A 15,076-nucleotide genomic window follows, 5' to 3' on the forward strand; every position below is an offset into this window, starting at 1 on the left:
CCTCGGCCACCATCGCGGCCACGGGCGCCGCGACGGCCGGCGCGCCACTCTTGCGGGTCTTGCGAACGGGCTTGGCGGCCTCGGCCGCCGACGCCACAGGCAACTCCGGCTGCACCGGCGCATCGCTTTCGGCGGCCTTGCGGCTGCGCGCCGTCCGGGGGCTCCTGGCTTCGACAGGTGCGGCGGCCTCCGTCGCCTTCTTGCGGCTGCTCTTGGCGGCGGGGGCGGCCACGGCCTTGTCAACGGCGGGCTCGGCCTTCTTGACGGATTTCTTGGTGGCCTTGGTGGCGGCCTTGGTGGCGGTCGTCGCGACAGTCTTCGCGGCGACCTTCTCCGGCACGTTCTCCAGCGCCTTCTCCGCCGGCCTCCTCGCAGGCTTCGCAGCGGTCTTCTTCACGGCAGCCGTCTTGCCGGCTGCGGCAGGGGTCTTGTCGGCCGTCGCTTTGAGTGCGGGCTTGGTCGTCGGCTTTGCGGCGGCCTTTGCCGTGGTTTTGGCAGCCGATGTTTTGGCCGCCGTCTTCCCGGCCGCCGCCTTCTTCACCGCAGGCGCCTTGGCCGCGGCCGCCGCCTTGGCTGCGGGGCGCTTGACGGCCACGGGCTTCGTGGCCTTCTCCGTCTTCACGGTCTTCACGGTCTTGGCCGCCGGCTTCTTCTTGTCCACCGCCGGTTCAGCGGAGGTTTCGGTGGCGGCCTTGCGCCGCGGGGTCTTGCTAGTTGCCATGGGATGGGGACGGGACAGGCTTTAGGGCCGCCCCGATGGATTCAGGGTTCGGAAATCAGCACGGCGGGGCACCAACCCCGCAGGCTGTTGAAAAAGGCCAGGCCCTGGGCACGCGCCAGGTCCGACTTGAGCAGCCTTGCTTCCTGCAGCTGCCCGCGAGCCAGCATGGCTTCGCGCAGCACGCCGGGCAGCAGCCCGGCGGCCAGGCGCGGCGTCAGCCAGCGGCCCTCGATCTGGAGTGCGATATTGCCGAAGCTGCACTCCGTCAGTTCCTCATCTTCGTTCCACAGCAGCACATCGAAGGCTGCTGCCGTCTTGTCTTGTGCGAAGGCCTCGTAGTGGGCGCGTCGCGTGGTCTTGTGCTGCAGGTACTCGGCCAGCGCGCCCTGCGTGGGCAGGGCGCGGTGGGCCAGCTCCAGTGGCACCGGGGTTGGAGTATCGCCCAAGGGCTGCAGGGCCAGTTGCAAGCGTCCGTCACGGGGCAGCGTCAGCCGCACACGCCAGCGTCCTTGGGGATGCTGCTGCGCCAGCGCGGCCAGGGCCTGGCGAACCTCGACCGCACGGTGGCGCAGGCCGAAGTGATGCGCCGTGCGCTGCAGTCGCGCGAGGTGCAGCTCCAGGTGTGTGAAGGCGCCCGCTTCCAGGCGCAGGGTCTCCAGGGCCTCGATGGGCGCCTCGGCGCGCAGCAAGAAGCGGGTCTTGGCCCGCCATTCGGCCAGCTCGGCAGCGGGCTCGGAGTCCAGAGTGATGCCGCTGCCGATGCCGCACTGAAGGCCCGCCGGCCCTTGCTCGACGGTGCGGATGGGCACGTTGAAGGTCGCCACGCCGCCCGGCTGGATCAGGCCCAGGGCACCGCAGTACCAGCCGCGCGCCTCGGGCTCCAGCGAGCGAATGATCTGCATGGCACGGATCTTGGGGGCGCCGGTGACCGAGCCGCAGGGGAACAGGGCCCGGAAGACGTCCAGCAGGCGCACGCTGGCCCGGGTGACGGCACTGACGCTGGACACCATCTGCCACACCGTGGGCAAGGCGATCAGCTCGAAGAGCCGCGGCACGCGCACGCTGCCGACCTGAGCCACGCGGCTGATGTCGTTGCGCAGCAGGTCCACGATCATCAGGTTCTCGGCCCGTTCCTTGGGGCTGGTGCGCAGGTGAGCCTGGGCCGCCTCGTCGTCCACCACGTCGCGGCCGCGCGGCGCCGTGCCCTTCATAGGCTGGGCCGCGAGCAGCCAACTGCGCGTGCCGTCCGGCGCCTCGGGCACGGGGCGCCAGTCGAAGAAGAGCTCGGGCGAGACGCTGGCCACGCCCGCCTCGCGAAGGAAAAGCGCGAAGCCGCCCGGCTGGGCGGCGTGCAGGGCCAGGAAGAGCTGGGCCAGGTCCGGCGCGGTGGCCTGCGGGCGCAGGCGGGTGGTGAGATTGACCTGGTAGCAGTCCCCCGCGCGTATCCATTCGCGGATGCGCTCGATCTGCATCGCCTCGTCCGCGGCGGGCTGGCTGTCAGACCAGTCCAGCGCGCCGCTGAAGCAGCGCAGCGCAGGCCAGGGCTCGGGGGCCTGCTCGTAGACGGCGAACTCGGCCAACGCCCCCTCGGCGGCATGGTGGGCCAGCCGGGGCTCCAGCGCCGACGCAGCCTCGTAGCGCAGCCCGCCCAGCACCCAGGCGCCCTCGCGCGCGGCCTGCTCGGCGGCATCGATCACGCCGGGCAGCTCCTGTGCCGTGCGGGCCCGCAGCCAGCGTGCGGGCGCCGTGGTCCAGACCCCGCGCAGCCGCTCCCCGTCTTCCCGGGCCAGCGGGTGGCGTGGGAAGTCAAAGGCGGCCTGGATCTGCTCCGGGCGCGGCGGGACCGTCATGGAGGACAAGGCGTTCGGGCCTGCAAAGCGCCTGGACTCAGATGTTCAGCAGGTGCGTGCGGTAGTAGGCCAGCTCGTCGATGGACTCGTGGATGTCGGCCAGGGCGGTGTGGGCCTGGGCCTTCTTGAAGCCCTCGATGATGCCGGGCTTCCAGCGGCGGGCCAGCTCCTTGAGCGTGGACACGTCCAGGTTGCGGTAGTGGAAGAAGTCTTCCAGCGTAGGCATGTAGTTGGCAAGGAAGCGGCGGTCCTGGCAGATGCTGTTGCCGCACATGGGCGATTTGCCGGCGGGGACGTACTGCTTCAGGAAGGCGATGGTTTGGGCAGCGGCCTCGTCCTCCGAGATGGTGGAGGCCTTGACGCGATCAATCAGTCCGCTCTTGCCGTGCGTGCCCTTGTTCCAGGCGTCCATCTTGTCGAGCGTCTCGTCGCTCTGATGAATGGCGAAGACGGGGCCCTCGACGCGCACGGTCAGGTGCGGGTCCGTGACCACCACGGCGACCTCGATGATGCGGTCGCGGTCCGGGTAGAGGCCGGTCATCTCGAGGTCGATCCAGATCAGGTTCTGGTCGCTGATGGCAAGTTGGGGGGCGGTGGTGTCGCCGGTGGTGTCGCTCATGATGATTCGGGAGTTGAGGCAGCGCCGAAAAGGGCAAGCAGGCATTGTCGCAGGCCTACACTTGGCGCCATGCAAACTGCCTCCCTGACCTCGCCGCTGCAGGCTTGGCTGCCGCCTCTGCCGGCGCCACTGATGAGCACCCTGCTGGCCGCCGCCCTGGCCCTGAGTCTGCTGCTCAAGCTCTGGCTGGCCAACCGCCAGGTGCGCCATGTGCGCCAGCACCGCGGCGCCGTCCCCCCCGCCTTTGCTGACAGCGTGCCCCTGGCCGCCCACCAGAAGGCCGCCGACTACACCGCAGCCAACACGGCCTTCGGCATGCTGGGCCTGGCCACCTCCAGCGCGCTGCTGATCGGCTGGACGCTCATGGGCGGGCTCAATGCCCTCAATGAATGGGTGCAGGACCACACCCTGCAGCGCTTCGGCCCCATGGCCTACCAGTTGACGCTGCTCGTGGCCTTCAGCCTCATCGGCGGCCTGCTGGACCTGCCGCTGTCGCTGTACCACACCTTCCGGCTGGAGCAGCGTTTCGGTTTCAACCGTACGACCCTGCCCCTGTTCTTCGCCGACATGGCCAAGGGCCTGCTGGTGGGCGCGCTGATCGGCCTGCCCATCGCGGCGCTGATCCTGTGGCTCATGGGCACGGCCGGCCCGATGTGGTGGCTGTGGGCCTGGAGCGCCTGGGTGGGTTTCAACCTGCTGGTCATGGTGCTCTACCCCACGGTGATCGCACCAATGTTCAACAAGTTCGAGCCCCTGCAGGACGAGCTGCTCAAGGGCCGTGTCGAGGCCCTGATGAAGCGCTGCGGCTTTGCGGCCAAGGGCCTCTTCGTGATGGACGGCAGCCGGCGCTCGGCGCATGGCAATGCCTACTTCACCGGCATCGGCGCGGCCAAACGGGTGGTCTTCTTCGACACCCTGCTGCAGCGCCTGCACCCCGGCGAGGTGGAGGCAGTGCTGGCGCACGAGCTGGGCCACTTCAAGCACCGCCATGTGCTCAAGCGCATGATCAGCCTCTTCGGCCTGAGCCTCGTGGGCTTCGCGCTGCTGGGCTGGCTGGGCACGCAGGTGGGCTTCTACCTGGGCCTGGGCGTGCAACCGAACATGGCCGCCCCCAACGACGCCCTGGCCCTGCTGCTCTTTCTGCTGGTGCTGCCGGTGTTCAGCTTCTTCTTCACGCCGCTGGCGGCCCAGCTCTCGCGCCGCGACGAATTCCAGGCCGATGCCTACGCCTGCGCCCAGTCCAATGGCCAGGACCTCGGCAATGCGCTGCTCAAGCTGCACGAGGACAATGCCGGCACCCTGACCCCGGATCCGGTCTACGCCCGCTTCTACTATTCACACCCCCCGGCCAGCGAACGCTTGGCCGCCATCGAACGCCTCAGCCCCCGCCACGCATGAACCTGCTGCTCGCCCAATGTGCCCCCCAGTCCACTGCCCTGCCCGAGGCTGAACTCGGCGACTGGCTGGCCCAGATCCCCGGCTGGCTGCCTGACGCGACCCACAAGGCCATCGCCCGTCGTTTCGTCTTCGACAACTACTACCAGGTCATGGCCTTCGCCAACGCGGTAGCCGAGATCGCCCATGCCCAGGACCACCACCCCGACATGGTGCTCAGCTACAACGTGGCCACGGTCAGCTACAGCACGCACTCGGTGCAGGGGCTCAGCGTGAACGACTTCATCTGCGCCGCGCAGGTCAACGCCCTGCCCGAGGCACAGCCGTGAGCGGTGGGCGATTCAAGGGCGGAGCCGCGCCGGACAAGCGAGGGGCCGGGCTGGACCTGGGCCTGGTGGTGCGCGGCCATGGCCGGCACTACATCGTCGAAGACGGCGAAGGCCGCCGCCGCGTCTGCCATCCACGTGGCAAGAAGAGCGACTGCGTGGTGGGCGACCAGGTCCGCTGGGCCGAGGCCAGCAGCGACGAGGGTGTGATCGAGGCCGTGGAGCCGCGCCGCAACCTGCTGTTCCGCCAGGACGAGTGGAAGACCAAAAGCTTCGCCGCCAACCTGGACCAGCTGCTGGTGCTGGTGGCCGTGGAGCCGGTGTTCTCGGAATCGCAGCTGGCGCGCGCCCTCATCGCGGCCGAGAGCGCGGGAATCAGCGCGCGCGTGGCCCTCAACAAGACCGACCTGCCTGGCGTGGCCGCCCAGCGAGAACGCCTGCAGCCCTACCGGGACATGGGCCTGACCGTGATGGAGCTGGCCCTGCGCGAATCCCCCGAGGCATCAGCCGAGGCGCTCAGCCCATGGCTGCAGGGCAAGCGCACCTTTGTGCTGGGCCCCAGCGGCACGGGCAAGAGCACCTTGATCAACCTGCTGATCCCCGATGCCCAGGCGCAGGTGGGTGACATCTCCCAAGCCCTCAACTCGGGCCGGCACACCACCACCACGACGCAGTGGTACTGGATGGACGCTGCCCGCCAGACCGCGCTGATCGACTCCCCGGGCTTCCAGGAATTCGGCCTGCGCCAGATCGAGCCCGCGCAGCTGCCGCAGCTGATGCCGGACTTGCGAACGCATGCCGGCAGCTGCCGCTTCTACAACTGCACCCATCTGCACGAGCCCGGCTGCGGCGTGCGGGCGGCGCTGGAGGCCGGACAGATCAGCGCCTCACGCTACCGCATCTATGGCGAGATCTTTGAGGAGCTCAGCAGCAAACGCTGGTGAGCTCTGCAGCGCCGCGCCTCAGTGGCCCTGGGGCGGCAGCGCCGGCCGGCCGGCGGCCGGCGGCTCGGCGCCCTCGCCCACCATGCGGGCCTCGATATCGACCACATCAGCGGGCGGCGGGCGGCGGGTCGGCCGCGGACCGAAGCCTTGGCCGGCGCGGAAGGTCCGTGCGCGCGCAAAGCCCGAGAGATCGACCACAGGCTTGCGCCCGCGGATCAGGCTCCACAGGCCCACACCCAGCAGGGTGGCCAGGGCCAGGGCCATGAGGCCCAGCACCAGGACGACCGTTGCCACGGCGAGCACCAGGCGAAGCACCAGGGAAATCAAGGCAGAGAACAAACCACTTCCTTTCGAGGACAAGATCCAGTCAGCCGCGCCCAATGTAAGGCATGCGATTGGCCATGAGGGTCATGAAGGGCACGTTGACGGACAGCGGCATCTGCGCGAGGTGCACCAGGGTGTCGGCCACCAGCTGCACGTCCATGGTGGCCTCCACTGCGATGCTGCCATTGGCCTGACGCACGCCCTGCTGCATGGGTCTTGCCATCTCAGTGGCGGCATTGCCGATATCGATCTGGCCCACGGCGATGTCGAAGTCCCGGCCGTCCAGGCTCAGGGCCTTGGTCAGGCCGGTGATGGCGTGCTTGGTGGCCGTGTAGGGCGCCGAGTTCGGGCGCGGCACATGGGCCGCGATCGAGCCGTTGTTGATGATGCGCCCGCCGCGCGGCTGCTGGCGCTTCATCAGGCCAAAGGCGGCCTGGGCGCAGAGGAAGCTGCCGGTAAGGTTGACGTCCACCACGGACTGCCATTGCTCGACGGAGAGCTCGTCCACCGGCAGGGCCGGCGCGCTGAGCCCGGCGTTGTTGAAGAGCAGGTCCAGGCGCCCGAAGCGCTGCTCGACCTCGGCGAAGAGCGCCTTCACCGCCGAGGCGTCAGCCACATTGCAGGCGCGCACCAGGCACAGCGAGGGATCGGGAGCGGCGGCCTGCGTGTCGCGAAGGGCCTCCTCGCGGCGCCCCACCAGCACCAGGCGCCAGCCCGCCCGAAGCAGGCCCAGCGCGGCGGCGCGGCCGATGCCGGTGCCGGCACCGGTGACCAGGGCGATCCGCGGCAGGGCGGCGGGGGAGTCTGCGGGCGTACCGTTCGGGTCAAGCTGAGGCATGGTCATGAAGGGCTGGATGCGGCCGGTCCGCTTGACCGACGCGGCATCATAGTCAGCCCGCGCTCATTGCGTCAGCACAGCGGATTCGGGCTCCGAACGGGCCAGCTGCACGTCGGCGCTGTCGGCACGACGCCCGCTGACCACCACCGTGGGCAACTGCTCGACCTGCACGCGCTTGCCACTCACCTCGACGCGCGGCAGCACCTGCACCGCCGCCTTGGCCGGCAGGGCCGCCTGGCTGGGCAGGGCCATCAAAGCGCCGATCGTGAGTCCCATCAGCAGGCCGCTGCCCAGGGCCAGGCGGCGGATGGGGGCATAGCGGTCATAGCAGCGGATGGTCACGGGCTTCATGGGAACCTCCTGGGTCAAGTGCGTTCTGGTCTGCGATGGACGCACTGTGCCCAGCCGGAGCTGACCTTCCAAGCCGCGCGGGACGGGTTGCCGATCAGCCGCGATGAACTGCAGCGAGGGCCGACAAACGGGTTTACCCTAGGAACACACCCAGCTCATGCGCCACATGCAGGCGCTCGTGATCCAGGGGCACGCAGCGGTTCTGACCCGCGACCTCGCCCAGGCCCACGTCCACGCAGCGATCGCCCTGCAGGGCCACCATGCGGCCGAACTGCCCGCGCATCACCAGGCCGGCCGCCGCCACGCCGAAGCGCGTGGCCAGCACCCGATCGAAAGCCGTGGGCGAGCCCCCTCGCTGCAGATGGCCCAGCAGGGTGCAGCGAATCTCCACCTCGCTGCCCAGCTGGGCTTCGAGGTCACCCATCAGGCGCTGGCCGACGCCACCCAGGCGCAGGGGGTCCGGGCTGTCGTCAAGCTGGCGCTGGATCACCCATTCGCCCCCCAGAGCCTTGGCCCCCTCGGCCACACACAGCAGGGCGAAACCCTGCTCATGCGCACGCTGGCGGGCAAAGGCAGCCAGATGGTCCAACTGGTAGCTCTGCTCCGGGATCAGGATGGCATCGGCGCCACCGGCCAGGCCACCCTCCAGGGCGATCCAGCCAGCATAGCGGCCCATGGTCTCGACGATCATCAGACGGCCATGGCTGCGTGCCGTGGTCTGCAGGCGGCCCAGGGCTTCGCTGACCACGGTGACGGCGGAGTCGAAGCCAAAGCTGCGCTCGTTGAGCATGAGGTCGTTGTCAATGGTCTTGGGCACGCCCACCACCGGCACGCCCAAGCGTGCGAAGCGCTCGGCGATGGTCATGGTGCCGTCGCCGCCGATGACCACGAGCGCGTCGATGTTCTGCCGCCCCAGGAAATCAAGGGCATGGCCCGAGCAGTCGGTGCCGCCGGCGCCGAAGTAGTGGAAGGGATCAGCCCGGTTGTGCGTGCCCAGGATGGTGCCGCCCTCGGCGATCAAGCCGCGCACCGTGGGTGCATCCAGCGGGCGGCAGCGCCCGTCCAGCAGGCCCAGGAAGCCGCGCTCGATGCCGGTGACCGAGGCACCGCAGCGCTCGATGAGGGCCAGCGTGACCGCACGGATCACGGCATTGAGACCGGGGCAGTCCCCGCCACCTGTCAGAATCCCGATATGCATTGCTGAGACCTCGCTGCTGTGATGCTGCCGTGGCCGGCCCAGGCGACCCGCCCTGGACGGTGTCCCCGATTCCCGGGGGCCAGGTCTTGCCCTGGGTCAAGATAGTGCCATGCCAGGGCCACAATGCGAAGAAATTAATCCATGACCGCCCCAATGATGCCCGTCCCCGGCCCCGCTCCCGACGCTGCAGCGAGCGAGCAGCCCCGCCTGCTCTATGTCGAGGACAACCCCATCAACATGCTGATCGTCGAGGAACTGGTCAACAAGCGCGGGGGCATCGCCCTGTTCGGCGCCGAGACCGTGGCCGAAGGCCTGCAGCAAGCGGGACGCCTGCTGCCTCGTCTCATCCTGGTGGACATGCAGCTGCCGGATGGCAACGGCCACCAGCTGCTGCAGGCCCTGCATGCCGACCCCTCGACGGCAGGCATCCCCTGCGTGGCGCTGTCGGCAAATGCCATGCCGGAGGACGTGCGGCGGGCCAGCGCGGCAGGCTTCGTCGATTACTGGACCAAGCCCATCGACTTCAAGGTCTTCCTCGCGGGGCTGGACCGCTTCTACGGTCCGCGCTGAGCACCTCCGCCGGGCATGAAAAAGGCGCCGCACCCGCGAGGGTCGGCGCCTTATTCGTGGCAGGCTGCCCTTGCTGAGCAGCCCAAGCCGGGCAGGCTTACTTGCCGGCAGCTGCGGCCGCGGCCTGTTCCTTCTTGATGGCGATTTCATCGGCCTCGTCATAGGCCTTATTGCCGCAGGCCTTCTTCCAGCCATCGACGGCATCGAGGTGGTCCAGGCTGCGGGTCTCCAGATCCTTGCCGGTCTTGTTGAAGGCTTCGATGGCCGCATCGAAGGCCTTGGCCTTGGCCACGTATTCGTCCTTGTGCTTGTTGTGGGCCTCGATCTTGGCGTCGTTGCCCTTGGCGCGCACGTTGTAGTCCTCGATGGCCGCCTTCTGTTCGCTGCGGGTCATTTCAGGCAGCTTGACCTTGAGGGCCTCGTTGGACTTGATCAGCTCGGCCTGCTCGGCCTTGATGGCGTTGGCATTGGCGTCGATGGCCTCGCCTTCCTTGGTGAGCTGTTCCTTTTCGGCCATCAGGCGCTCGCGCTCTTTCTTGTAGTCGGCTTCGGCCGCCAGCACGGCTTTGGCCTCGGCGTCATTGCCGGCCTGCTTGTTGAGGCAGGCGCGCAGCTCGTCGCGCGTCATCAGCTTCTGCTTGGGCTTCTCCACCACCGGACGGCTGACCTTGTTGTTCTTGGGATCGACCTTGGCATTCGGGTTGACAGTCTGGGCAGAGGCCAGGGCCGGCAGGAGGGCGGCCAGGCAGACGGAGAGGAGGAATCGGTTCATGGCGGTACGGGGCTGATGCTGCAGTACAGCAGATGGCGCGCCGGCTGGCGCAAAGCCGGAATCATGCCACGAGCCGCCGCCCTGCCTGGCCGGGGATAATCCGCCCCTTTCGCCCGCGAAACCCCCAAACATGAGGCACGCGCCCGCGCCGCGGCCTCTCCCGAGACTTCCCCATGGCACTCAAGGCAACCATCTACAAGGCCCTGCTCAACATCGCCGACATGGACCGCCATGTCTACGGTGAGCACCACCTCACCATCGCCAAGCATCCCAGCGAAACCGACGAGCGCATGATGCTTCGCGTGCTGGCCTATGCCCTGAACGTGCCGGCAGACGACATGCGCGGGCGACTGGAGTTCACCCGGGGCCTGTCCGAGGTCGATGACCCCGACCTGTGGCAGTTGGACCTGACCGGCGAGGTGGTGCACTGGATCGACCTGGGCCAGCCCGACGAGCGCCGCCTCATGAAGGCCCACGGCCGAGCCGAGCGCGTCACGCTGTACTGCTATGCGGCCAGCACACCGATCTGGTGGGCCGGCATCGAGAGCAAGCTCACGCGGGCGCCCAAGCTGGCGGTCTGGCAGATCAGCGCCGAGGAGACGCAGGCCCTGGCCGCCTTCGCCGAGCGCAGCATGCAGCTGCAGGTCAGCATCCAGGACGGGCAGGTGTACATCTCTACGCCCTCGCGTCAATTGGAGATTCACCCCCATGCCCTTAAGCACCCAACGGCCTGAGGGCTAGACTCCGGCGCGACTGCCAGGAGGGCGGCCCGAACAACAATACCGGAGAAACGATGAAGACCTTGGACCTGCTGCGCCTGAAGCGCCGCCAATTGACCGCCCTGGGCGCCGCCGTAAGCCTTGCCGCCGCCCTGCTGCCGGGTGCGTTGCACGCCGCCGAGGCGGCCAGCGCTCCCGAACCCGCCGACCCCCACCAATGGCTGGAAGAGGTGTTGGGAGAGAAGCCGCTCGGCTGGGTCAAGGAGCGCAACGAGGCCAGCTTCAAGGTGCTCAAGGCCCGGCCGGAGTTCGAGCCCATCCGCCAGGACTTGCTGGGCGTGCTCAATGCGCGCGACCGCATCCCCGGCGTCAGCCGCATGGGCGGCTTCCTCTACAACCTCTGGCAGGACGAGCAGCACAAGCGCGGCCTGTGGCGCCGCACCACCCTGGCTGAGTACCAGAAGGCGGAGCCAGCCTGGGAAACCGTGCTGGACCTCGATGCCCTGGGCGCCGCCGAAGGCGAGAGCTGGGTCTTCCATGGCGCGCAGTGCCTGGGCCCCAGCTACCGCCGCTGCATGGTGAACCTCTCGCGCGGGGGCTCGGACGCCCAGGTCAGCCGCGAGTTCGACGCCGTCAGCAAGCAGTTCATCAAGGGCGGCTTCGAGCTGCCCGAGGCCAAGAGCCAACTGACCTGGCTGGACGAGAACACCCTCTTCGTGGGCTCCGACTTCGGTCCTGGCAGCCTGACGGACTCCGGCTATCCCCGCGTCATCAAGCAATGGAAGCGCGACACGCCGCTGAGCGCCGCCAAGACCGTCTTTGAAGGCGAGGCCAAGGACGTGGCCGCCAGCGTCTGGGTGGACCGCACGCCGGGCCACCAGCGCGTGCTCTTCCAGCGCGCCCTGGACTTCTACACCAGCAGCAGCTTCCTCCTGCAGGGCGGCAAGCTGGTGAAGCTGGAGATCCCGGACGACGTCGAGTCCGGCTTCTGGGGTCCCTGGATGCTGCTCAAGCCGCGCAATGACTGGACCGTCGCCGGCAGCACCTTCAAGAGCGGCTCCCTGCTGATCACGGATCTCAAGGCCTACCGGCGCGGCGAGCGCAAGTTCAAGGTGCTGTTCCAGCCCACGGCCACGCGCTCGCTGTCGGGCTACAGCCTGACCCGCAGCCGCGTGCTGCTTTCGGTCATCGACCAGGTCGCCAGCAAGCTGGAGGAGTGGGACTTCAGCAAGGCCCAGGCTCCGCAGCACCGCGAGGTCAAGGCGCCCTTCCCCGGCGCCCTGCACACCGGCGCGCTGTATGACAGCGAGCTGCCCAAGGACGAGCTGGCCGAGCGCTACTTCCTCTACTACACCGACTTCCTCACGCCTGACACCCTCTTCCTGGCCCGCACCGGCAGCGACGAGCGCCAGGTGCTGAAGTCCCGCCAGGCCCAGTTCGACGCCGCCGGCATGCGCGCCGAGCAGCGCTTCGCCACCAGCAAGGACGGCACCCGCGTGCCCTACTTCGTGATCTGGCCCAAGGGCGCCACGGCGGACGGCAGCAACCCCACCCTGCTGTACGGCTACGGCGGCTTCGAGGTCTCGCTGCAGCCGGGCTACTCCGGCGGCCGCGGCCGCGCCTGGCTGAGCCGTGGCGGCGTCTACGTGCTGGCCAATATCCGCGGCGGCGGCGAATTCGGTCCGGCCTGGCACCAGGCGGCCATCAAGGCCAACAAGCAGCGCAGCTACGAGGACTTCATCGCCGTGGCCGAGGACCTGGTCCAGGCGAGAATCACCACGCCCCGCCACCTGGGCATCATGGGCGGCAGCAATGGCGGCCTGCTGATGGGCGCCACCTTCACGCAGCGTCCGGACCTCTTCAATGCCGTGGTCTGCCAGGTGCCGCTGCTGGACATGCGCCGCTTCCACAAGCTGCTGGCCGGCGCCTCCTGGATGGCCGAGTACGGCAACCCGGACGACGCCAAGGACTGGGACGTCATCCGCCAGTACAGCCCCTATCACAACGTCAGCAAGGACAAGGCCTATCCCAAGGTCTTCTTCACGACCTCCACGCGCGATGACCGGGTCCATCCCGGCCATGCCCGCAAGATGGTCGCCCGCATGACCGAGCTGGGTCACGAGGTCTACTATTACGAGAACACCGAGGGTGGTCACGGCGGAGCCGCCGACAACGAGCAGCGCGCCACCCTGCAGGCCCTCGAGTACAGCTACCTCTGGCAGCAACTGGGCCGCTGAGGGCCCTCGCGAAAGGCCATGGACGTCCGGCATGACTGCGCAGCTCATCAGTTCTGGCTCGAACCCGAGCCCGGCCAGCGCTGCGTGCTGGACTACCAGCGCCAGGGCGACGCCGTGGTCTTCACCCACACCGGCGTGCCTGCGGTCCTGCAGGGCCGGGGGTACGCGGCAAGGCTCGTCGCGGCCGGCCTGCAATGGGCCGGCGAACAGCGCTTGCGCGTGATTCCCGCCTGCAGCTATGTGGCCAGCTATCTGCGCCGGCAGGAGCGCCGCGCCTGAGGCCGCCCCCGCCCCCTCCCCCCCCAGGAAGCCGCTGCCCGTCAGTGGCTTTCGTTTTCCCGGGCCTGCAGCACCCGCCACATCACCTTGCCCGCCCCGGACCTGGGCAGGGCCTCCACGAACTCCACGCTTCGCGGCACCTTGTAGGCCGCCATGTGCTCGCGCGCCCAGGCGATGAGGGCCTCCTCCGTCAGCGTCCCCCGGGCCTCGGCGCGGGGAACCACGACGGCCTTGACGGACTCGCCGCGGTAGGCGTCGCGGGCGGCGATCACGCAGGCCTCCTGCACGCCGGGATGCTGGAACAGCAGCAGTTCCACCTCCGAGGGCCAGACCTTGAAACCGCTGGCATTGATCATGCGCTTCAGGCGGTCGGTGAGAAAGAAGTAGCCCTCCTCGTCCATGCGGCCGAGGTCCCCGGTGCGGAAAAAACGGCGGCCGTCGATCTCGACGAAGGCCGCCGCCGTGGCCTCAGGCTGCCTCCAATAGCCCTTGAAGAGCATGGGGCCGGTGCTGACGATCTCGCCCACCTCGCCGGGTGGCAGCTCCTGCAGGGTATCCGGGTCCACCACGCGCGAGTCCACGCCGAAAATGGGGATGCCCAGGCACTGCAGCTTGGCGCGCTCCGGTGGGTTGGCATGCGTGGGCGCGGCGGTCTCGGTGAGGCCGTAGCCCTCGGCGAACTGCAGGCCGAATTCATCCAGCAGGCGCTGCGCCACGGCCTGCGGCATGGCCGTGCCGCCGCCGCTGAGGTAGCGCAGGCTGCCGAGCTGGAAGCTGCGGCAATTGGGACTGGCGAAAAGATCGATGATCATGGTGGGCACGCAGGTCCAGTGCGTGACGCCGTGGCGCGAAATCGCCCGGCCGGCGAGTTCGCGGTCCCAGCGCGGCAGCAGCACCAGGGTCGAGCCGCAGTAGACCGGCGAGAGCACGCCGTAGAGCAGGCCGGTGATGTGAAACATGGGCACCACGGCCAGGCTGACGGCCTCGGGCGAGGCCGATCCCCACAATGCGCCGCCGCAACAGTTGGCCATGAGGCTGCGATGAGTGTGCATGCAGCCCTTGGGCATGCCCGTCGTACCCGAGGTGTAGGGCAGCAGGGCCAGGTCGCCCGGGCCGTTCACGGCGGCCTGCGCGGGCGGCGAGGCGCGCAGGGCTTGCGTCCAGTGCGTCACGCCCGGAAACAGGGGTGGCCGGGCCATGAGCCACTCGCACAAGGCAGGGGTGAGCCCATCATCCTCTGGCGGACCGCCCTCCGGCAGCGCGTCGGCATAATGAAAACCCAGCAGTACCGGCGCCTGCGCCAGGTGTGCCAGCCCCTGTTGGACGACCGGTGAGAGATCCGCGGCGAACACCAGGCCGCGCGCACCGGAGTCGCTCAGCAGGTGAGCCAGCTCCTCGGCCCTGTTCATCGGATTGATGGGGACGATCACAGCGTCGGCCCGCATTGCGGCATAGAAGGCCACCAGGAACTGCGGGCAGTTTTGCATGAAGAGTCCGATGCGGTCCCCTCGCTGGAGTCCCTGCGCCTGCCACCAGCCTGCCAGCGCTTCGGCCTGCGCATGCAGCTGCGCATAAGTCAGCGAGGCACCGCCGTACAGCGTGGCTGCTTTGCCCGGGAAGCGCCGGGCGGCGACCTCCAGGTTGAACCACAGGGAGGTTTCCGGCAGCACCAGTTGCCGGGGCAGGCGCGGCGGCCAGTAGCGCTTGACCTGCTGTGTCGAGACCTCATCCGCCACGCTCATGCCTGCTCCATCGGGCATCGGCCCGCGTTCTTCATCTTGCCGGGGCCGCCCCTCAAACCTTGTCGCGGCGGCGACAAAGGCTGGCCCGCGCGCGAATGCTGCATCTGCCAAGCGTCAAGCAATTGGCCGGCGGGGTGACTGATTTCACCCTCGATTTCGCAGAGAATAAACGCTGCAGACAAGTCCAGAGG

The 15,076-nt window shown here is 68.6% G+C and carries 15 protein-coding genes and 1 pseudogene; 7 read left to right on the plus strand and 9 right to left on the minus strand.

The window, feature by feature from the left end:
- The 3 genes and pseudogenes from H5407_RS16575 to orn all read right to left on the minus strand — a co-directional run.
- Positions 1-661: pseudogene (locus tag H5407_RS16575) on the minus strand (transcriptional regulator); the annotation flags it as partial.
- Between the two features lie 101 nt (positions 662-762).
- Entirely contained in the window at positions 763-2,571 is a 1,809-nt protein-coding gene (locus tag H5407_RS16580) for a chorismate-binding protein (RefSeq protein ID WP_183105588.1), read from the minus strand.
- A 37-nt stretch (positions 2,572-2,608) separates the two neighbouring features.
- Positions 2,609-3,190 (minus strand): oligoribonuclease, encoded by a 582-nt coding sequence (gene orn, locus H5407_RS16585; protein WP_183105589.1) that lies wholly within the window; start codon positions 3,188-3,190, stop codon positions 2,609-2,611.
- Positions 3,191-3,259: 69 nt separating this feature from the next.
- On the opposite strand from orn, the gene H5407_RS16590 reads away from it, so the two are divergent.
- Genes H5407_RS16590 through rsgA form a run of 3 tightly spaced genes read left to right on the plus strand, consistent with a single transcriptional unit; the run spans position 3,260 to position 5,855 of the window.
- On the plus strand, positions 3,260-4,588 hold the full coding sequence (locus H5407_RS16590; RefSeq protein ID WP_183105590.1) for a M48 family metallopeptidase: 1,329 nt from the start codon (positions 3,260-3,262) through the stop codon (positions 4,586-4,588).
- A complete protein-coding gene (locus H5407_RS16595; RefSeq protein ID WP_183105591.1) occupies positions 4,585-4,914 on the plus strand; it encodes a 4a-hydroxytetrahydrobiopterin dehydratase in 330 nt (109 codons plus the stop codon). The genes H5407_RS16590 and H5407_RS16595 overlap by 4 nt, the downstream gene beginning before the upstream one ends.
- Positions 4,911-5,855 carry a ribosome small subunit-dependent GTPase A gene (gene rsgA, locus H5407_RS16600; protein ID WP_404935638.1) on the plus strand — a complete coding sequence of 315 codons (945 nt, stop codon included), beginning with the start codon at positions 4,911-4,913 and terminating at the stop codon, positions 5,853-5,855. The genes H5407_RS16595 and rsgA overlap by 4 nt, the downstream gene beginning before the upstream one ends.
- An 18-nt stretch (positions 5,856-5,873) precedes the next feature.
- On the opposite strand, the gene H5407_RS16605 is transcribed toward rsgA, so the two are convergent.
- From H5407_RS16605 to H5407_RS16620, 4 genes are all read right to left on the minus strand, one after another.
- Positions 5,874-6,194: a hypothetical protein gene (locus H5407_RS16605; RefSeq protein ID WP_183105592.1), complete on the minus strand. Its 321-nt coding sequence runs from the start codon at positions 6,192-6,194 to the stop codon at positions 5,874-5,876.
- Between the two features lie 28 nt (positions 6,195-6,222).
- Complete coding sequence (locus H5407_RS16610; RefSeq protein ID WP_183105668.1) at positions 6,223-7,017, minus strand: SDR family oxidoreductase; 795 nt, start codon at positions 7,015-7,017, stop codon at positions 6,223-6,225.
- 63 nt (positions 7,018-7,080) lie between these two features.
- Complete coding sequence (locus H5407_RS16615; RefSeq protein WP_183105593.1) at positions 7,081-7,368, minus strand: hypothetical protein; 288 nt, start codon at positions 7,366-7,368, stop codon at positions 7,081-7,083.
- Positions 7,369-7,501: 133 nt separating this feature from the next.
- A complete protein-coding gene (locus H5407_RS16620; protein WP_183105594.1) occupies positions 7,502-8,566 on the minus strand; it encodes a 6-phosphofructokinase in 1,065 nt (354 codons plus the stop codon).
- 141 nt (positions 8,567-8,707) lie between these two features.
- On the opposite strand from H5407_RS16620, the gene H5407_RS16625 reads away from it, so the two are divergent.
- Complete coding sequence (locus H5407_RS16625) at positions 8,708-9,136, plus strand: response regulator (protein WP_183105595.1); 429 nt, start codon at positions 8,708-8,710, stop codon at positions 9,134-9,136.
- A gap of 97 nt (positions 9,137-9,233) precedes the next feature.
- Here H5407_RS16625 and H5407_RS16630 read toward each other — a convergent pair whose 3' ends face one another.
- Positions 9,234-9,908, minus strand: coding sequence for a hypothetical protein (locus H5407_RS16630; protein ID WP_183105596.1), 675 nt, complete (start codon positions 9,906-9,908; stop codon positions 9,234-9,236).
- Positions 9,909-10,081: 173 nt separating this feature from the next.
- Here H5407_RS16630 and H5407_RS16635 point away from each other — a divergent pair, with 173 nt between their 5' ends.
- Genes H5407_RS16635 through H5407_RS16645 form a run of 3 tightly spaced genes read left to right on the plus strand, consistent with a single transcriptional unit; the run spans position 10,082 to position 13,143 of the window.
- Positions 10,082-10,642, plus strand: a complete 561-nt coding sequence (locus H5407_RS16635; protein ID WP_183105597.1) for a YaeQ family protein — start codon at positions 10,082-10,084, stop codon at positions 10,640-10,642.
- A gap of 59 nt (positions 10,643-10,701) precedes the next feature.
- Positions 10,702-12,864, plus strand: a complete 2,163-nt coding sequence (locus H5407_RS16640; protein ID WP_183105598.1) for a prolyl oligopeptidase family protein — start codon at positions 10,702-10,704, stop codon at positions 12,862-12,864.
- 18 nt (positions 12,865-12,882) lie between these two features.
- The gene (locus H5407_RS16645) at positions 12,883-13,143 is read left to right on the plus strand and encodes a GNAT family N-acetyltransferase (RefSeq protein ID WP_183105599.1); all 261 of its coding nucleotides are present in this window, start codon (positions 12,883-12,885) and stop codon (positions 13,141-13,143) included.
- A gap of 41 nt (positions 13,144-13,184) precedes the next feature.
- On the opposite strand, the gene H5407_RS16650 is transcribed toward H5407_RS16645, so the two are convergent.
- Positions 13,185-14,885 carry a long-chain fatty acid--CoA ligase gene (locus tag H5407_RS16650; protein ID WP_183105600.1) on the minus strand — a complete coding sequence of 567 codons (1,701 nt, stop codon included), beginning with the start codon at positions 14,883-14,885 and terminating at the stop codon, positions 13,185-13,187.
- Between the last annotated feature and the right edge of the window lie 191 nt (positions 14,886-15,076).

Origin of the sequence: Mitsuaria sp. WAJ17 (assembly GCF_014174515.1) — a bacterium.
GTDB lineage: Bacteria > Pseudomonadota > Gammaproteobacteria > Burkholderiales > Burkholderiaceae_C > Roseateles_B.